Annotated in this window: 14 protein-coding genes; 1 reads left to right on the forward strand and 13 read right to left on the reverse strand. The window is 43.8% G+C overall.

Features of this window, described 5'->3' with window-relative positions:
* Positions 1-94: 94 nt before the first annotated feature.
* On the reverse strand, positions 95-1,942 hold the full coding sequence (gene typA / locus ACS8E3_RS00185) for a translational GTPase TypA (protein WP_439239988.1): 1,848 nt from the start codon (positions 1,940-1,942) through the stop codon (positions 95-97).
* Between the two features lie 433 nt (positions 1,943-2,375).
* Positions 2,376-3,692: an OmpA family protein gene (locus ACS8E3_RS00190; protein WP_439239990.1), complete on the reverse strand. Its 1,317-nt coding sequence runs from the start codon at positions 3,690-3,692 to the stop codon at positions 2,376-2,378.
* 619 nt (positions 3,693-4,311) lie between these two features.
* On the opposite strand from ACS8E3_RS00190, the gene ACS8E3_RS00195 reads away from it, so the two are divergent.
* Positions 4,312-4,959: a pilus assembly FimT family protein gene (locus ACS8E3_RS00195; protein ID WP_439239992.1), complete on the forward strand. Its 648-nt coding sequence runs from the start codon at positions 4,312-4,314 to the stop codon at positions 4,957-4,959.
* 30 nt (positions 4,960-4,989) lie between these two features.
* On the opposite strand, the gene recO is transcribed toward ACS8E3_RS00195, so the two are convergent.
* The 11 genes from recO to ACS8E3_RS00250 form a co-directional block, all read right to left on the reverse strand.
* Positions 4,990-5,763 carry a DNA repair protein RecO gene (recO, locus tag ACS8E3_RS00200; RefSeq protein WP_439239994.1) on the reverse strand — a complete coding sequence of 258 codons (774 nt, stop codon included), beginning with the start codon at positions 5,761-5,763 and terminating at the stop codon, positions 4,990-4,992.
* Between the two features lie 50 nt (positions 5,764-5,813).
* On the reverse strand, positions 5,814-6,854 hold the full coding sequence (gene era, locus ACS8E3_RS00205; RefSeq protein WP_439240651.1) for a GTPase Era: 1,041 nt from the start codon (positions 6,852-6,854) through the stop codon (positions 5,814-5,816).
* Between the two features lie 169 nt (positions 6,855-7,023).
* A complete protein-coding gene (gene rnc, locus ACS8E3_RS00210; protein WP_439239996.1) occupies positions 7,024-7,827 on the reverse strand; it encodes a ribonuclease III in 804 nt (267 codons plus the stop codon).
* A 53-nt stretch (positions 7,828-7,880) separates the two neighbouring features.
* Complete coding sequence (locus ACS8E3_RS00215) at positions 7,881-8,270, reverse strand: DUF4845 domain-containing protein (RefSeq protein ID WP_439239998.1); 390 nt, start codon at positions 8,268-8,270, stop codon at positions 7,881-7,883.
* Positions 8,271-8,309: 39 nt separating this feature from the next.
* Entirely contained in the window at positions 8,310-9,212 is a 903-nt protein-coding gene (gene lepB / locus ACS8E3_RS00220; RefSeq protein WP_439240000.1) for a signal peptidase I, read from the reverse strand.
* A gap of 105 nt (positions 9,213-9,317) precedes the next feature.
* Positions 9,318-11,117 (reverse strand): translation elongation factor 4, encoded by a 1,800-nt coding sequence (gene lepA, locus ACS8E3_RS00225; protein ID WP_439240002.1) that lies wholly within the window; start codon positions 11,115-11,117, stop codon positions 9,318-9,320.
* A gap of 362 nt (positions 11,118-11,479) precedes the next feature.
* A complete protein-coding gene (locus ACS8E3_RS00230; RefSeq protein ID WP_439240005.1) occupies positions 11,480-12,709 on the reverse strand; it encodes a capsule biosynthesis protein in 1,230 nt (409 codons plus the stop codon).
* 220 nt (positions 12,710-12,929) lie between these two features.
* Complete coding sequence (locus tag ACS8E3_RS00235; protein WP_439240007.1) at positions 12,930-15,566, reverse strand: capsular polysaccharide biosynthesis protein; 2,637 nt, start codon at positions 15,564-15,566, stop codon at positions 12,930-12,932.
* An 89-nt stretch (positions 15,567-15,655) separates the two neighbouring features.
* A complete protein-coding gene (locus ACS8E3_RS00240; RefSeq protein WP_439240009.1) occupies positions 15,656-17,437 on the reverse strand; it encodes a polysaccharide biosynthesis/export family protein in 1,782 nt (593 codons plus the stop codon).
* A gap of 122 nt (positions 17,438-17,559) precedes the next feature.
* Entirely contained in the window at positions 17,560-18,666 is a 1,107-nt protein-coding gene (locus ACS8E3_RS00245) for a capsule biosynthesis protein (RefSeq protein ID WP_439240011.1), read from the reverse strand.
* Positions 18,644-19,315: an ABC transporter ATP-binding protein gene (locus ACS8E3_RS00250; protein WP_439240013.1), complete on the reverse strand. Its 672-nt coding sequence runs from the start codon at positions 19,313-19,315 to the stop codon at positions 18,644-18,646. Before ACS8E3_RS00250 ends, ACS8E3_RS00245 begins: the two co-directional genes overlap by 23 nt.
* Positions 19,316-19,328: the final 13 nt, after the last annotated feature.

Here is a 19,328-nt window from a genome sequence, read left to right on the forward strand (position 1 = left end):
ACTGACTACTTTTATCTATTACAAATTTTTAGCACAAAAAAAGGCTAACCTCAGGTTAGCCTTTTCTCATTCTGAAACGAAGTCAAATCAAGAGTTAAGCATTTTTCTTACGACCGTGACGCTTACGCTCATTTTCAGTCAAATAACGCTTACGTAGGCGAATCGCTTTTGGCGTGACTTCAACTAATTCGTCATCTTGAATAAACTCAAGTGCTTGCTCAAGCGTAAACTTGATCGCTGGCGTCAAGGTCAAGGCCTCATCGGTACCACTAGCACGTACGTTGGTCAGCTGCTTAGCCGTCGTAGGATTCACCGCCATGTCATCGTTACGCGAGTTTAGACCTACGATCATACCTTCATAAACTTCAAGCTGAGGCTCTGCAAATAACTTACCACGCTTTTGTAAATTAAAGAGAGCGAAGCCTAAACAAGTACCGTTAGCCATTGAAACTAACACGCCGTTAGTACGACCGCCGACATCACCGATCTTTTGTGGACCATAATGTGAGAAGCTTGAAGTCATGATACCCGTTCCTGAGGTCAGGGTTAAAAATTCAGAACGGAAACCAATCAAACCACGAGCGGGTACTGTCGCTTCGATACGCATACGACCTTTACCATCTAGCTCCATGTTCGTCATCTCACCTTTACGTAAGCCAACCTGCTCCATGATAGCGCCTTGATGCTCTTCCTCGATATCGAAAACAACGTTTTCATAAGGCTCTTGTAGCTTACCATCGACTTCTTTGACGATAACCTCTGGACCTGATACGCCCATTTCAAACCCTTCACGGCGCATGTTTTCGATCAATACTGACAAATGTAGCTCACCACGGCCTGACACTTTAAACTTATCAGGAGATTCGGTATCTTCTACACGCAGAGCAACATTATGAATCAGTTCACGCTCTAGACGCTCACGAATATTACGTGAAGTCACAAACTTACCTTCGCGACCTGCGAACGGTGAGTTATTAACTTGGAAGTTCATCGAAACGGTTGGCTCATCTACGGTCAATGCCGGTAGCGCTTCAACATGATTCGGATCACAGATAGTATCAGAGATATTTAGCGCATCGATACCGGTAATACAAATAATATCACCAGCTTGAGCACTCTCTACTTCAATACGATCGAGGCCATGATAGCCCATGATCTTGAGGATACGACCATTACGCTTGTTACCGTTTTTATCGATAACCGTAACTTGGGTATTGGTAGTCACTTTACCACGTTGAATACGTCCAATACCGATGACGCCTACGAAGCTATTATAATCGAGGCTAGATATTTGCATACGAAATGGGGCATCGGCATCCACTTGTGGCGGCTGTACCACATCAACGATAGTTTTAAATAAAGGCGTCATATCTTCCGCTAAATTATCGGCATCAAGACCAGCAATACCGTTTAACGCTGAAGCATACACAACCGGAAAGTCCAACTGCTCATCGGTCGCACCAAGATTATCAAAAAGATCAAAAATCTGATCCATAACCCAATCAGGACGCGCGCCTGGACGGTCAATCTTATTGATAACGACAATAGGTTTTAGGCCTTGTTCAAACGCCTTTTGCGTGACAAAGCGAGTTTGCGGCATAGGACCGTCAACGGCATCTACGACTAACAGTACACAATCAACCATCGACATGACGCGTTCGACTTCACCGCCAAAATCGGCGTGACCTGGGGTGTCGACAATGTTAATACGATATTCAGTATCATCAGAGCTATCTGTCCATCTAATCGCTGTATTTTTAGCTAAAATGGTGATGCCACGCTCTTGCTCGATATCACCAGAGTCCATCGCGCGTTCGGCAATGTTAGCACGATCGCCAAAAGTACCTGATTGATGTAATAATTTATCAACCAAAGTGGTTTTACCGTGGTCAACGTGGGCAATGATTGCAATATTACGCAAGTGTTTAATATCGTTCGCCATATAGAATGCTCGTTTTGTCTTAAGAAAATGCAGTAGCAGTATCTACTACTGGATAAATTTTATTTACCAATTTAGCAAAAGCTTTACGAAGATAGTAGTCAATCGTCATTTGCATACGATTAATTAGAGGCATAGACGCCATAATTTTCAATTTAGAGCACTGAATAATACATTCAGAATCATAAAGATCTTTTTGGCGTAAGGCTTACCGCGTAAAGTGCTGATAGTGACAAATCTATTACTAAATATCAGTAATGATAGATGATTTGTCCATTTGCAAAATGTTTGGGCGGCTAGTATAACATTAATGCAAACACTTTTTTGCAATAAGTTATTTATATCATTACTTTTTATGGAACAAAAAAAGCCACCTTAAAGGTGGCTTTTTTGTGTAAAAATTAAAGTATCAATTTAAGGCTTACTAAGCTAGTGCTTACTGAACAACCATGTCTTTAGTTTGTTCTACAGTCATTGTTTTGTCACCAGTGATGATGGCATAAACACGACGGTTCATAGCGCGGCCTTCTTCAGTATCGTTATCAGCGATAGGCTGGTCATAACCATAACCTACAGTTGATAGACGGTTTGGCGCGATACCGAACTCGTTAGTCAACATAGACTTAACTGCTACAGCACGGGCTTCAGACAGACGTTGGTTGTAACGTGCTGATGGACCAGTTTTTGAAGCATGACCTTCAACACGGGCAGTAGAGTTAGGATACTCGCGCATCTTCTCAGCTACTTTAGCGATTTCAGGCTGATATTGTGATTTGATAGTAGACTTATCGTTATCAAAGAATACGCGTAGCTCCATTTTCAATTCGTCAGTAATGTCTACTGGGATTGGGCAACCACGTTCGTCAACGACGACGTTCATTGGTGTACCTGGGCAAGCGTCTAGTGAGTCAACAACGCCATCACCATCAGAGTCTACGTCTTCTTCTACAACGACTACTGGTGGTACATAAACGTCAGGCTCTACTACTGGTGGTACTGCTACGGTAGGCTTCAAGTGACCACCTAGTACAACTTCTAAACCAGCTAAGGCCATGCCTTCCCACCAGTTGTTATCGAAGTTATGGATAGCACGAGCTTCACCACGTAAGCTGATAGCGTCATTGATGCGGTACATAGCACCTAGACCTAAGTTACCGATAGTATCTTTAGAGCTAGCGACTTCAGTACCAGCATCAACTCGTTGACCAGTTGTTGTACCTTGAGCATCACCTGTTGCAACGTAAGCCTCTTGGTTTTCTACTTCGATCTTAGATTGACCAGCACCGATTAACATATATGGCTTGAATGCGTTTTCAGTGTAACCAGTGAACTCTTCTAGACCAACTAGGAAGTTACCAGAGATCATTTCTTGCTCAACGTCAAAGCGGTTAACACCAGCATCAGCTGATCTTTCAGAAGCTTCGCCGTTAGTGTTAGAAACACCGTACTCTACTTGGAACTGAGTAGAAGGAGTCAGCTCGATACCTAAAGCTGCACCAGTATATAGGCCGCTTTCTTTAGCAACGCCGCCGTTGTTGTTACCACGGTTGTCACCACCAAAGTCATTACCATTAGCGTCTTGGTATAAGTTTTTACCAGTACGTAAAATTTCACGTTGTTTATCAGCAGTATCACTGAAATCTTCAGTGAAATGATAACCTAGTAATAGTGGGCTGATAGTAACGCCAGCGTTAGCTACTAGTGGCGTAGCTGCTACAGCAACAAGAGCCAGAGCGATTTTATTCAATTTCATGGGCTTCCTCCAAAGGATAATTTAAGTGATAAATCAAGTAATACCACTTCCTAAGATATGTTAAATACACACCTATCACGAATGTGTCATTATACAACAAAAGTAATTAGGAAGTAGCTTAGCGATTATTAATTCAGTTTACAACTTTTTTTATCAGGCAGCTACACATTATTACATGATAATAGGGTAATTAGAACAAATTCTAGATACATTCCTGATACTAACTAACCTAACCCAAGTCTTTTTGTTTTTGACTTTAGACTTATGGTTACTAAACCTACCTAAAGAATATCAACTTCTTTGTTTGTTGTATCTAAGCATTCTAGTACATCCTTATGCTTTTCTCTATCCATAAAACCCTCGATTCACTAATTGAAACATTTTTTGACAGTTGGGCTATATTCTGCTTATATATAACTATGAACATTATTTCACTTGTTGGTATTGATATTTTTGCCAAAATAAAATTTATTTATTCAGTAATAAATTTTGTGCAGCTATTAGAGACACAGCACGCAAAGAAAATTTATACCAGTAAAGTGCTTTAGGTTGTACTTGATTATTTAGGATCTTCTGTAGACCGCATTCCATTATCGATTAGCCTAGGGCGGTAAAAATCATGCTATCTTTAAATTATCCGCTGTTTATATATTCGCTTGTAACAATATTTATTTATATATTGTTTATCGCGTTTACTCTTAATTGCACTATTCATCAACATCAACATCCAGCCCGGTTTAGACGTAACGAGGGTTTTACATTAGTAGAGCTTGTCGTGACGGTTTGTATTTTAGCGATAATAGCCATCATTGCCGCACCGTCTATATTAAGCCAATTAGCTAGCATGGAATCTAAGCGAATCAGATATGGCATAAGCTCTATGTTGGCTACTGCAAAAGCGGAGAGCTATCTGAGACGGCAAAATTTAATTATTTGTTTATCAGATTCAGCGGGTCGTTGTCATAAAAATAGCAATAAGGCGATACTGCTGTTCTTTGATCACAATGATAATCAGCACTTCGACGTTTCTACTGATGAGCTATTAGAGCAACAGCGATTGTCTCCTAGATATGCACGGCTACAACTGCGAGCAGGTAATCGGCATTACATTAAGTTTTGGGGAGATAGCGGTAAACCTCGTGGATTTTTTGGTCATATCAAATACTGTCCTACCTCTAGCTACAACCAAAGCAAGTATCAAATATCTTTTAATCAAGGCGGTATCGTTAAATACAAACCCGATGCCGCTCATCCGACTGGCTGTTAGTCCTTTATCGTTTGAGTGATTCAAGAATCGCTATTGATAACGCTGTTGCTGCTGCCAAAGCAGACGGCTTTGTAGCGACTGGTAGTCAAGCAGCTGATCGATAAGCTGACGATGTAGGCGCGACCATGAGTTCAGAGTCGCGCTTACGATACCAAGCTGAGTCATTGACAGTATCTCTTGGCCACTGAATAAAGCTGCTGCTGAAGAAAGGTCTGCTGATGCTTCTGCTATCACTGGCATAAAGCCGGTATCGGCTAAAAACCGGTAAGTCATATCTGAATCGATAGCCTCTAAGCTACTATCCTCAGTTAAGCTTAGCGCAAAGCCTAACTCTTTAAATAAGTGCTGCTCAAATTGGCGTAGGCATAGGCGTAGCTCATCAGCTGTTAATGGCTGTTTGAGCAAATTTAAGCTATCTTGATAGTGCTGCCATAGCACTGGCATAGGATCTTCACTAGGAAGTAGCTTCCATAATATCTCGTTGAGATATAAAGCCGCGTATTGCTGTTGGCCACGGATTTGACCATAACGTTGGTTATGACTTGCGGCTGATGAGCGGTCTGTTTGAATAGCGTGTTGCTCATTCTTTTGCGGGCTATCGAACTGGCTGATAGTGATTTGGGTAAAGGTTTTTAGATCGCGCTTGCCGGTGGCAAACAGTTGTAGTGGCTCAAATAGCGGCGCGCCCTTTTTACCAATACCATGCACCACTCCATGCTGCTGAGAAAAGAGATAGTAGATCGCGCGTTTTTCTTGGTAAGAGCGCTGATGTAATAAATAACCAACTAATGCTTCATTGCGCATTTATTATTACCTCAGCGTCAATTAGAGTGTTGCTTGAGTGGCAGCTTTTATTAGTACCCTAGGCTATTCAGAGCACGCTCATCATCAGACCAACCGCGTTTAACTTTGACCCATAGTGTTAGCATGACTTTTTTGCCAAACAGCAGCTCCATATCTTTACGAGCATCTATACCGACTTGTTTAATTCGCTGACCTTTTTCGCCGATGACGATGGCTTTTTGACCACTGCGCTCCACAAAGATGGTCGCATCGATAAAGGTCATAGCCTTGCGTGGACGCCCGGTTTTAGGATCTTTATGCGCCGCTTCGTCTTTAAAGCCGTCAATTTGTACCGTCAGATCATAAGGCACTTCGTCACCGGCACTACGCATTATTTTTTCACGGATGATTTCACTGGCTAAGAAGCGCTCTGAGCGATCGGTGATTTGTTCAAGGTCATAAATAGGATCTGCAACGGGTAAATGTGAGGCGATAACTTCTTGCAAGCGGTCGAGATTTTGACTCTTTAAAGCAGAAACCGGCACGATATCAGCAAAATCGAAGCTTTCATTGAACGTTTCGATCAATGGCAACATCACACCCTTATCTTTTAGAGTGTCAGCTTTATTAATAATAAGCACAACGGTTAGGTCGGTTTCACCTAATTTTTGTAAGGTCAATAAATCATCTTCACGCCACTGGTCTGAATCGACGACAAACAGCACTAAATCCACATCGACTAGTGCTGATAATGCCGCTTTATTCATGCGCTCATTGATCGCGCGCACTTCATTATGATGAATACCGGGTGTGTCCACGAACACCGCCTGCATCTCATTGGTGCTCAAAATACCATGAATACGGTGGCGAGTCGTTTGCGGTTTGCGTGACGTAATAGAGAGCTTTTGACCCAAAAGATGGTTCATCAGCGTCGACTTGCCTACGTTTGGACGTCCAACAATAGCTACATAACCAGCTTTAAAATTCTCTGCGACGTCATGATTACTATCTGCTGAAAAAAAGCTATCGATTGCGTCGTCATTATCAGTAGTACTTAGTGTCTGGGCACTGTTGTCAGGCGCATCATTAGCCGTTTCTGGTTGCACAGCCACTAAGGACTCACCTATTCTTCTACTACCTTTAGGTGAGTTGGTTTCGATATTTGGCTCAGTTTCGTTGTTTTGGCTCATATTATTGGCTTTATCTTTAAGGTTAAAGTAATGGCTTTTATAGTAAAAGTATTGATATTTTAATGATAGTTATAAAAGGATGAGGCTAATCTTAAGGGCGTTTTTTTATGGCATTAGGGAGTTTGTGCAACTGATTAATCATCAGCTCAGCCGCTTTTTGTTCCGCGATACGGCGACTCTCGCCAGACTCAGTCACATCAGGACATTGACTGATATTCACCTGGCAGCGAACGACAAAAATCTGATGCGGGGCATTACCGCGAGTTTCTATTAATTCATAAACCGGAAGCTCAAACTGCTTAGATTGCAGCCATTCTTGTAGGCGGCTTTTGGCGTCTTTTAGCACTTTTTGCTCATTGACGTTTTCTATCAGCTCACCATACCAAGCCAACACGCAATTACGGGTAATGTTGATATCTTGACTATCGAGATATATCGCGCCAATCAACGACTCTACCGCGTCGGCTAAAATAGAAGCACGGTTACGACCGCCACCCTTGCGCTCGCCCACACCTAATATGAGATGGTTCGACAGCTCGAGATTTTGCGCTATGATGACTAGCGATTCTTGGCGGACCAAAGTCGCGCGCATACGCGTCAAGCGCCCTTCATTTTGCGTAGGGTAACGATGATATAAAGCTTCGCCAACGATCATCCCGAGCAGCGCATCCCCTAAGAACTCTAAGCGTTCATAGTTTGTTTTACTATCAAAAGAGCGATGGGTCAAAGCCAGCTTGGGTAAGCTTAGATCCTTAAAAACATACCCCAGCTTGCGAGTCAGCACCTCTAAGCCCTGAATAAAACTCGGGGTTAATATTAGCGCGTCAGTAGCAGTGCTTTTTTTGTGACTAACAGGCACGGGCTTTGCTTTATGCTGCGGTGGATTTGATTTCATGCGTGGCTTTTGGCTATCCTTTTATCGTATTAATATAGCAGCTTAGTCATTGTTTATTCTGCTGACGTCGCATCGATATCACCTTCAAAGCGATTGACGATATCGACGTTCGCAAAAAAGTTATTGGTCTCTTGGTAATTTTTATAAATCGCCAATTGTCCTGTTTTTTTATTAGTAAACGTAAAGATATCTTGGGCCGCAGTGTCGTAGTAAGCGTTGATATTGAGTTGTCTGTTAACTCGTTCAATATATTGGCTAGACGTCTCGTTATTAGCATTGGCCTCTTTCAACTGAGTCGCTAATAGCTCTGTCAATTGATAATCGCCCACTTGTGCCGGCACGATAGCTATCGTCAGCTTACCTGCAATAACAATAACGATTAATAATAAAATAATACTAGTCACACTAGCGCCGCGCTGTGCAGATAAACTGTTTTGCTTCATCCTTACGCTTCCTATAGTAAGATGGGTAAGCTGGTATCATTAGTCGATCGAACCATTGCGATCAAAAGTTGGCATACTTAGGCCGGGCGCTTTATGCATCCAAATATAGACGGCTTTACCGGCTAAGTTCTCGTCGGGAACAAACCCCCAAAAACGGCCATCTAAGCTACGGTCACGATTATCGCCCATAACAAAATACTCATTTTCAGGAACCGTGATGCTCCACTGAGTGCCAGCTGAGCTCACCACCTCTGACGCTTGCTGCTGTAAAAAAGGCGCATATTGTGAGCTATTCATGCCTTTTAAGTAGCGAACCATGTGTTCATGCTCACCTTGAGTTTCTTTGAAATACTCCGCTTGCTCTTCTTCTAACTGTCCCATTCTCATGGCTTCAGCGTCAGACAGCGCTTGACCTGGAGCAATCTGGCCCGCTGAATACAGCTGTGAGGTCAATTCAGGATTGGCAGCATAGTCAACAGACTCAGTCTTTACATCTGTGCCATTGATGGCAAGGGTACCATTATCATAACTGACCTTATCACCTGGCAGGCCAATAACGCGCTTGATATAATGTACACTTGGATTTTCAGGATAACGAAACACAGCGACATCGCCATGTTCAGGATCACCTGTATCAATGACTTTACTATAAGTTAATGGCAAGCGCACGCCATAAGCGAACTTATTTACCGCGATAAAGTCACCGGTATATAGCGTCGGCACCATAGAAGAGGATGGAATATTAAAAGGCTCAATCAAAAACGAGCGCACGATCAATACTACTGCCAATACTGGAAAAAAATCATAGGCCCAGCGCACTAGTAGATTTTCTTGGCCGGGGCCACGCGTTTTTCGCTGCTTCAAAGCCAGTTTATCTAATAGCCAAATCAGCCCTAAACCTAGAGTTAGTGGCACTAAAATTAAGTTAAAATCAAAATCCATCAAAGTGCCCTTGAGCTATCAAAAAGTGACTCATGCTTAAAATCGGTCTAAGACCGTAATTATCCTAATATAAAACTATCGGTATCGTTTACGATTTATCGACTATTAACTATCGACCTGTAATACCGCTAAGAAGGCTTCTTGTGGAATCTCCACGTTACCTACTTGCTTCATACGCTTTTTACCCGCTTTTTGCTTAGATAATAGCTTTTTCTTACGCGATACGTCCCCGCCGTAACACTTAGCCAAGACATCTTTACGCATAGCTTTGACCGTACTACGGCCGATAATCTGACTGCCAATCGCGGCTTGAATAGCGACATCGAACATCTGCCGCGGGATCAGCTCTTTCATCTTAGTCACTAGCTGATTACCACGGAAACGCGCTTGATCCTGATGAACAATCATCGCTAGCGCATCGACTTTATCGCCGTTAATGAGCACATCAACTTTGACTAACTTATCGACTTGATAACGCTCAAAGTTATAATCTAGTGAAGCAAAGCCGCGCGATACTGACTTGAGACGATCAAAGAAATCCATGACCACCTCGGCCATTGGAATATCAAATATCAGCTGGACTTGCTTACCCATAAAGCGCATATCGACCTGCACGCCTCGGCGCTCAATACACAGCGTCATAACATTACCTAAGTAGTCTTGCGGTACTAAGATCTGACAGCGCGCTATCGGCTCACGGAACTCTTCGATATTATTGGGTTCAGGAAGTTTTGAAGGGTTATCAACATAGATAACCTCGCCATCTTTCTTTTCTATCTCATAGATAACAGAAGGCGCGGTGGTAATCAGATCCAAGTCATATTCGCGCTCAAGGCGCTCTTGGATGATCTCCATGTGCAGCATACCTAAAAAGCCACAGCGAAAACCAAAACCTAACGCATCAGAAGTATCCGGCTCAAAAAACAATGAAGCGTCATTAATTTGCAGCTTTTGCAATGCTTCACGGAATTTTTCAAAATCATTAGAATCTACTGGAAACATCCCAGAATAGACCTGCGGGGTAATTTGCTTAAATCCAGGAATACGGTCGACATCAGGCGTTTTTGCATGAGTAATAGTATCCCCTACTGGCGCGCCGGCAATATCTTTAATACCAGCTATGATAAAGCCTACTTCACCCGCTTCTAAAATACCGGTATCTAAAGGCTTAGGTGTAAACACACCAATTGAGCTGACCGGATGTGCCTCTTGAGTCGATTTAATATAAATCTTATCCCCCTTACGCACTGTGCCTTCACGGACTCTGACTAATGACACCACGCCCAAATAACTATCAAACCAAGAGTCAATAATTAGCGCCTGTAACGGCGCTTCACGATCGCCTGTCGGCGGCGGTATAAACTCTACTAACGCCTCGAGTAGATTATCGACTCCAAGGCCGGATTTTGCTGAGACGCGCGGCGCATCAACGGCATCGATACCGATAATATCTTCAATCTCTTGGATGACGCGCTCAGGCTCTACTTGTGGCAGATCAATCTTATTGAGCACCGCCATTACCTCTAGGCCCTGATCGACTGCGGTATAACAATTAGCAACCGACTGCGCCTCAACACCTTGAGCCGCGTCAACGACTAACAGTGCGCCTTCACAAGCCGCTAATGAGCGTGATACTTCATAAGAAAAATCGACGTGACCTGGCGTATCGATAAAGTTCAGCTGATAACGCTCACCATTAGGATGGTCATAATATAGCGTTACCGACTGCGCTTTAATCGTGATACCGCGCTCACGCTCGATGTCCATAGAGTCAAGCACTTGCGCCTGCATCTCACGATCTTGCAGCGCACCGCACATCTGGATAAAACGATCAGCAAGAGTCGACTTGCCATGATCAATGTGGGCAATGATAGAAAAATTACGAATATTGGCTAATGCAGTCACAAAGCGCCTACTAAATAAGAGGTGATAGAGTATATTGATTAAAACTTGTCTTGCTAGTGGTCATCCCAGTAACACTATGTTTACTCTAAGTGTTTATTCTAAATTGCATTAATATATTTACTGAGAACTAAAGAGAAGCTTGTGTGCGTATTCTAGCAGTTTTTGGCTATAAAGTAAGGCGATTTCGTTGGCAAGCAATTGATTTATAACTCAAGATAAAGGCGAGGATAAACAAGACAAACGCAGGGCTAGTTTTTTGAGCGCTGCTTTGATGGCTGAGACATTTATCATGACGATGTAAAACTTCAGTACTTTAAAGCGGTAAGCGTACTAACTGACACTTTTAATCTTGGCTAGTCACATTATTTGCTAGCTTCAATCTCAACGTCGCTATGTTCTGGATGCTGCAAAAACTTATACATCCAAGGCGATTTACCATAGAACGAGCCATTTAGCTGGGTCTGCTCAATTAAATACTCGCGAAAGCGCAGATAAAACTCATTATCTGGCGCCTTAGGTTGTTGCCAAAAAGCATCAAGCGGTTTTGCATCCGTAAGCTTCGGAGTGTCATAAATAGCGCGTCCCATCACTTTGGTTGGTTTTTTATGATAAACCGATTGTAAGCCTGTGGTGCTATTGATAGTGACCATACCGATGCTATGCTTCATCAGCGTAGGCAAATGCATATCACAGCCGTAAAACACTCGCGATTCAAGCTGATACCGTGCAGCTAATTTTTGGACGAGCTCGCGATAATCACGATGACCACGGTCTAATGGATGATGTTTGAACACTAGCCACTGAGACTTATCGGCATAAGCGGCAAAGCTTGCTAGAGTACTTTCAATAAACTGCACGACATCGCGATAGCTACTATGATGGGTGATTTGTGAATCATTGTGGACTTGTAAGCTGACTAAAAAAAAGTTTTTATCCGCTTGGGTCACTAGCTGCTGCTGCAGACGCTTATCTGGCAAATAGTCTCGAAATTTACGCCATGGCGCTTTTAGCCAAGCGATAGCTTCTTGCCAAGCGGTCATGCCACGATAATGAGAATAATGTGGATAGCGTGACTTATATAGTCGTGTCACAACATAATAAACGATAGCGGCAATACTCAACCGATAAAAGCGATTATGGGTATATAAAGGATGATCGTTGGCTTTTTTCAGGGCTTTGATATCGGCAATATTGAGACGCGAATAGCCATTGATGCCATGCTCTTGTAAAGTAATATAATCAGGGCGCAAATAGCCTTCTTCAAAAACGAAAAAGGATATACCCAACTGCTCGCCCAAGCACGCCGCTTGCGTATGATGTGGACGGCAATCTCCAAAACAAACAATAGCATCAATCGAATGCTCGGCAATAAAGGACTGTAGCCAAGAGGAGAACTGCGCCAAGGTGCCAGTATAATCATAAGCCTGATCTTGTCGATAAAAAAAAGCATCACCTGCATTAAAATTTATCTTACTGACGGCAATACCTTGGCTCTTTAAAAAGGTAGCAAAGCGATTGAAAAACCCGCCCATCTTTCCTTGTAATAATAAGACGTGTCGATGGGTGAGCAGGTGATGCATCGATGCTGCCATAATTTTATTACCGTTAGTAAAAGAGGTTAAGTAAAGATAACAGAAGTTGTAAAATCAGCTTAAAATTGTCAATTTAAAAAGTGTAGAAAAGTTCAATCTACAGTCGAATTATACCTAAAAAACCCCTGCTTGTTATAATGGATTTACAAATAGTGGCTCAACTGATTGATTAGATATTGTTTAAAAGCAAACTAAAACGAGCTGAAAAACATGCTACTCTTTATTTATTTGGCTTTTGTAAAAGCTGTTTTAGCTGATGGCGCTCCTGCATAAAGCGAGTAGCCGCTTGCCGTTTTACTGACTGTATCTTCTGAGCCAGCTTAGATTTAGCGATAGATAACGAAGGCTGAGCCGCACCGCTCTCTGAGGAAGTAGCACTATCAGAAGCGCTTGAAGGATACAAATAATCAATCACTTGCTCTACCTGAGCTAAGCCATACCCCTCTGGTAAGCGGTATAAAGGGTACGCTATCAAGGTGCACTGTATTAGTTGCTCAAGCGTCAAGGGCGTGCTGCGTTGACGGCGCTGCATATACAGCGCTTTTGGGGGCAGATCTGCATCGACATCGACAGTGAGTCCCCAGCCGGCGTAAAAAGGCAGACCATAACAAATGACGGTCAAATCACGTAATAGCGCCTCAAACCCAGTTAAAGAGCTAATAGTATGCACCTCATCTACCTGTGCTAAGCAGTCAGGCATCGCGGTATCATGTGCAACAGCGTCTACTTGCTGCAATATCTTAGCTGCTACTTGACCGCTGCGTAGGCCAACTTCGACATCAGGGTGCGGCTTATAAATCAGATAAGCATCAGGATGATCTTGGCGGACGCGTTCGATCAAATCGCTATTGGTTTTGATTGCTGAGCCGCAATACTGTACTGACAGATCGTCTTCGACTTGACCGACGATTAAAAGGCGAGTCTTATTGGTTGCTTGCGCCGCGCTCAGCCATGATATTTTTGAATTGCCGCTGATTTCATTATTGCTTTTAGCAAGGGTGTTATTATTTTGATTATCAGTAGCACGCGTGCCGACATTGTATTTACTGACGCGCTGAGTCAATAGCTTGTCGCGAAGCTGCTCGATTCTTTGTAACTGTTTATCGCTTAAAGGCTGACAATCGCGTAGTAATATTTCTAAATCAGACGGCTGGGTAGCATCGTAATAGATACCACGTTTATCTACCACTACTGATAAAGGTGCTAATAAAGTCGCTCCTAAGCCATTAGAGCGGATAAAGCCGTCTTCCATGGTATAAATAGGCGGCGTAGCGGTAGATAAATCAAGCTTATCTGAATCGGAGTTGCGGGAGTGACTTTTAGACTGGCCTCTTTTTAGCTTGCTGTTTTTTAGCTTGCTCTCTAGCTGCTGACGCTTAGCTAAGCCCCAAACCAGCAAAGGTTGTCGGTAGTCTGCACGAAAATGGTCGGGATGCAGCAAATTTTTTAATCTAGGCTTAGGCTTAACAAACAACGAGGTGCGCGGCAAATCAATAAAAGCTCTAACAAAAGGTAGTTTCCAGCGGCTAAACTCATAAACCGTCAGATTGCCCTCAAGGCGCAATGACCAATACCGATTAGTCACTAGCCAATCGATCGCGTTATCAATATCGCAAGCTTGTTTGGTCACCGGATCGGCATAATAGCTGTAGTCGATATAAGCGCTATAAAATAAAGTGGCTAAACTTGACTCGATAACCGCTGTTGGCTTTTTCTTCATTAGCGACAGTCTATTTTTGCCGCGCTGATAAAAGGAGGGCTTCGTTAGGTTTTTACTCTCTGGCGCCGGTCTGAAACTCTCAGATCCCTGTTGTCGTCGCAAAATCGCCTTATTTAATAGCGGCTGAGGCGCGCCCGTATCCTCAGTTAAGCCCCAACCACTGTACCAGCTGACACCAAAACAATGCACCGTCTTACCTAGCATTAATGCTTCAAAGCCCATATGTGAGCTGACCGTATAGACGTGATCGACTTGCGCTAATAACGCTATAGGATTGAGCGCTTGCTTAAGTACTCGGACATTCTTGGGTAGATTTAAGGAAGTTAGATAACCTTTACTGCTCGCAGGATGGGCTTTTATCCAAATATGAGCGTTGGAGTGGTTGCGGTAGGCCGCTTTTAGCATACGTTTGAATTGCTTTTTATCTGCCCCCGAGCCTTTGATAGAAGCATCGCCCTGCACTTGATCGATTAATAACACATGTGAGGTTAGTACGCTGCTGTTATAACTATTGTCTTCGGCAATGATTTTATCTAGTGAGGGACACGCTATCACCGCGTTGTACTTACTTAACTGCTCATCAATGATACGCGCCATTAACCGCTCAGCGCGTAAGTTCTCGGCTGCAGCTTGCGCCAAGCTTGCTGGTATGTGCGTGCGTTGCAAGATGAGCTGCTCAAGGCGTGACTGATGGTTTAAGTCAAAATATATCCCCAAATCATCGACTACCACGCTCAATGCCTGACGACTATCAATACCAGATTGTAGAGAGCGCAAAAACCCATCTTCGACACTCAAGGTCGTGAGCTGCTGACGCTTGGCCTCCTTATTGGCACGTTGGTAGCTTTTTTTATGGCCCCAACCGATAAAAACGTCGGGCTTATCAGGATGCGTAGTGCCTAATTTTAGAGCTTTCTGAATCTTTGATCCTATGCGCGACCAAGGATACCAGCGCTGAATGTCAGCTTGCAGGATATGCGGTAATAGCAGGTTATTACGCTTAATGCCTTTACCTATCACCGCAAATCTTGGCGTAACAGTAGAGTTATTGAATGGCTGCAAAACATCATCAGATAGCGAGGTAAGCTCAGTCATTTCAGCTTGTACTTGCTTATTATTCGCTATCTTTTTCGCCATTTTATCCTACCTATTCTGTTATAACGTCTTATACCCTACTGTCTAAAGCTCACATAGCTGCCAAATCCTAAGCCCTTATTAAGCCGCTGTTATAAATCTAAGACTACCTTGGCAGCGATTGCTAACTGATAGACGATTTGCGATAAACCGCGCGTAATCTCTACCCGTTTGGTTTTCACTTTAGGTAGTACCATAATCTCATCGCCCTGCTGGATACGATAAGCCGTATTGACCACCTCATTAGCGCCATTTTGATGGATGACTAAGATCTCTTTGGTATCCGCATTGTCATCAAAGCCGCCTGAGTTAGCGATATAGTCACCTACCGTATAGTCAGGATTGAAAGTCAATGCCCCTTGCGCTCTTACCTGGCCATTGACGGTGATGACAGAGGTTTGTGCAGGTATCTCGATGATATCGCCTTGTTGCAAGATAATATCCTGCCAAGAGTTGGGTACGACGACGATCTGACCCGTTGGCTGTACTTGACGCGCTTTAGCCACAAACTCTTTTACTAACGTAGCATCATCTTGGCGCAGCGCCGCCTCTTCACGAGTGGTGGACTGAGTCGCTAAAGTCAACTGCTCTAGCCGATCAAGAGACTCATTGATCATGCGCTTTTGCTGCTCAACCACCGACTGGCGATAGATGGTCAAATCAGTCAGCTGCGCCAAAGGACTGGGCTGTATTTGCGGCAGAATATCTTTTAGCCGCGCGCCATAAGGCACAACCATCGCGCCATTACCGGTATGCGCGCCTTGAATCTGTACCGCAATAGTGCCGGCGTAGCGATCTGAGGTCACAACCATTTGATCGCCATTGTAGACTGGCACGTTTTGCGCCTCAGCAAGACTATAGTACTCCGCCGTCTGCGCCCGCCCGGCGCTACGGGTGATACTAACGTTAGTGGCATTGGCTGCTGGATTAGCCACCTGCAGTACATCACCAATCGTTAAGTTATTGACATCAAACTCAAAGGTATATTCGTTCTGGACTTGGCCGCCAACTTCAAAAGTTTTTTTCTGCGGCGCCACCGTAATCACATCACCATCACGAAAGGCAAAAGGCTGCAATTTACCCGCTAACAAAAAGTCATAAAGATTGACTTGTTGCAGTAGCTGGCCATCACGTTTGATCTGAATATCGATGTAGCTCCCACGGGTAGGATCAACCCCGCCTGCACGGTCGAGATAAGACAATACCGAATCAGCCGCCAGCCCGCCATAGTAGCCTGGTTGCTTGACAAAACCGGTCACAAAAACCTTGACTGGTTGCGCTTGTTCTAAGGAAGCATAAACGCCGACATTAGAGCGATAAATGCGGCTGACTGCGCTTTTGACCACGTTTTGTAGATTGCCATTTTGGACGCCTGAGATGCGCACAGGCCCAACGTTTGGCAAAAATATATTTCCTTGCGGGTCAACCGTCATGGTGGAGGCAAACTGATAAGCGCCCCACATCCGCACCTGTACATTATCGCCGGGGTTGATGACGTAGCTGTCGTTAAAGGTCGAACCAGAAGTGGTCGAAAAAGCGCCGCGGAATAACTGCTCACCAAACATCTGATCTTGCGTATTGATCTCTTGATAAGGGCGAGTGGTATTGATAACCGACTGGCTAGGTAAGCTTGAGGCCTCAACCGCTTCTTGCGCGGTGCCTTGACCCGGCACTCCGCCTGCAAAGGCTTGAGTGGCCACATTAATATTGTTACGGTTTTGGTTTTGACTGCTATTATTGGCAGAAGTCCCAAAGCTCCCCCCTGCTACTTGATCGGCGTAGCTGGTCGCAGCGAGCGCTGGAATGCTCGTCGCCGCCATGGTTAAGCTGATGATCTTAATCAGGGTAACGATAAGACGTGGTTTGGTATTCATGAGCTGTATTCCTTTGCCGATATGCCGATCATATCAGTATCTAATGTTTCATTTATAACGCATAAGGGCGCCAAGCTTGCTATCAAATAGTAGCTAAAAGCTGAGCGCAAAATTATCAATATCTAACTGCGATGATCGCGCACAACAGCCATGACTAAACGTACAAAACCATAGAACATCAGTAATAATGCCAATGAGGTCCAAATGATATAAAGATGACGCGGATAGGTGGCCTCTTCTGCCTCATAAGGGGTTGAGATAATAATCAGATTCTTCATCTTTTTGAAGGCTTCAAGTCGCGCCTTTTCTAGCGATGATAATGATAGCTTATAAAGCTCAGTGGCAAAATCCACATCGGCCTTAATCGTCTCAAACTGTACCGCTTGTCGGTTTAACTTAGTGGTGTTGGGTGAGGTGAGTTTCGTTTGCTCTTGAGCGATTTGTTCTTCAACCGCTTTAATCTGACTTCTCAACGACACCACTTGCGGGGCGTCTGGATTAAGATAACTGAGTAATTGACGCTCTTCGGTACGCAAAGAGCTTAGCTGGGCCTGCAAGCTACCAATTAGCTGATTTACGATCTGGGCGTTGGCCTGCGGATCAAAGATTTCATTGGTGTTTTGATAGTTCAGCAGTTGCTCTTTGGCGTCATTTAAGCGGTCTTCTGATTCACTGAGCTGGGTTTCGGCAAAAGACAATTGATCGCGAGCGACTTCTTGCGAGATACGGTTCACAAACTGCTCAGACTCGGCCAAAATCGCCTGATTCAACTTAAAGGCATAATCTGACTGAAAAGCTTCGGTCGATACGGAGAGAATATAGCTTTGCTCATCAAGATTAATATGCACGCGCTTTTTAAAATACTTCAGCAGCTCTTCTTGCGTAGCATCCGGGTCAATCTCGTTGAGCGGATCTGAGCCATCCACGTGATAAGCTTCGCGAAACTTGAAGGTATTATCAAGGCGCTTCACCATATCATTGGATAAGATATATTCAGTCAGATAAGTGGCATCTTCTTTACTCGTGCTATTGACTCCCAACAAAGCCGATAGACCACCGCCAGCGGGGACATTAGTATCGCTTACCTGTTTGACCACCACATCGGAGGTTGAGATAAAGCGGGGATGCGCTAAGGTCATGACATAAAAGATCACTAGCACCCAAGGTAGGATGACCAAGCCGATAAACAGCGAGAAGTCAATGATCTTATTTTTTCGCTTTGTGGACATGCTTTTCATATACCTCAATCGCTTCTTCTGTATTGTCAAACACTAATGCCGTTTGATTCATTAACACGATACCAATATCGCAATTACGCTTAATATCACCAATATTATGTGACACCACCAAAAACCCTGCCTGTGCACGGCGCGCTGCCAAAATCTCTTCACTACGCTTACGAAAGGCGGCATCACCTACCGCGCCAGCTTCATCAAGCATGTAATAATCAAAATCAAAGGCTAGACTTAAGCCAAAAGTCAGACGTGCTTTCATCCCTGAAGAGTAGCTCTTTACCGGCATATCAAAATAATTGCCAATATCGGCAAACTCTTCGACAAAGCGAATCTTTTCGTCAATAAAAGCACCGCTCGAATACAAGCGACAAACAAAGCGAACGTTTTGCCGCCCTGTTAAGCTGCCTTGGAAGCCACCCGCCACCCCAACTGGCCAAGAAATCGTAGAATCAGTGATAATCTCGCCACTATCCGGCTGATCAAGGCCACAAATGATACGCAGTAAAGTAGATTTACCAGCACCGTTACGACCAAGCAAGCCTACATTTTGCTTGTCGCCTATGGTCAGGTTTAAGTCTTTAAATAAATAATGCCGACCTTGCTTGGTCATAAATGACTTGGATATATTTTTGATCTCGATCATTTATCTACCTATA

The sequence above is a fragment of the Psychrobacter sp. 2Y5 genome (assembly GCF_051847375.1).
Taxonomy (GTDB): domain Bacteria; phylum Pseudomonadota; class Gammaproteobacteria; order Pseudomonadales; family Moraxellaceae; genus Psychrobacter.

Bases quoted from the DNA above. Each gene is read 5' to 3' on its own strand.
- typA (WP_439239988.1), bottom strand. From the start codon at position 1,942: ATGGCGAACGATATTAAACACTTGCGTAATATTGCAATCATTGCCCAC.
- ACS8E3_RS00190 (WP_439239990.1), bottom strand. From the start codon at position 3,692: ATGAAATTGAATAAAATCGCTCTGGCTCTTGTTGCTGTAGCAGCTACG.
- ACS8E3_RS00195 (WP_439239992.1), top strand. From the start codon at position 4,312: ATGCTATCTTTAAATTATCCGCTGTTTATATATTCGCTTGTAACAATA.
- recO (WP_439239994.1), bottom strand. From the start codon at position 5,763: ATGCGCAATGAAGCATTAGTTGGTTATTTATTACATCAGCGCTCTTAC.
- rnc (WP_439239996.1), bottom strand. From the start codon at position 7,827: ATGAAATCAAATCCACCGCAGCATAAAGCAAAGCCCGTGCCTGTTAGT.
- ACS8E3_RS00215 (WP_439239998.1), bottom strand. From the start codon at position 8,270: ATGAAGCAAAACAGTTTATCTGCACAGCGCGGCGCTAGTGTGACTAGT.
- lepB (WP_439240000.1), bottom strand. From the start codon at position 9,212: ATGGATTTTGATTTTAACTTAATTTTAGTGCCACTAACTCTAGGTTTA.
- ACS8E3_RS00230 (WP_439240005.1), bottom strand. From the start codon at position 12,709: ATGGCAGCATCGATGCATCACCTGCTCACCCATCGACACGTCTTATTA.
- ACS8E3_RS00235 (WP_439240007.1), bottom strand. From the start codon at position 15,566: ATGGCGAAAAAGATAGCGAATAATAAGCAAGTACAAGCTGAAATGACT.
- ACS8E3_RS00240 (WP_439240009.1), bottom strand. From the start codon at position 17,437: ATGAATACCAAACCACGTCTTATCGTTACCCTGATTAAGATCATCAGC.
- ACS8E3_RS00245 (WP_439240011.1), bottom strand. From the start codon at position 18,666: ATGTCCACAAAGCGAAAAAATAAGATCATTGACTTCTCGCTGTTTATC.
- ACS8E3_RS00250 (WP_439240013.1), bottom strand. From the start codon at position 19,315: ATGATCGAGATCAAAAATATATCCAAGTCATTTATGACCAAGCAAGGT.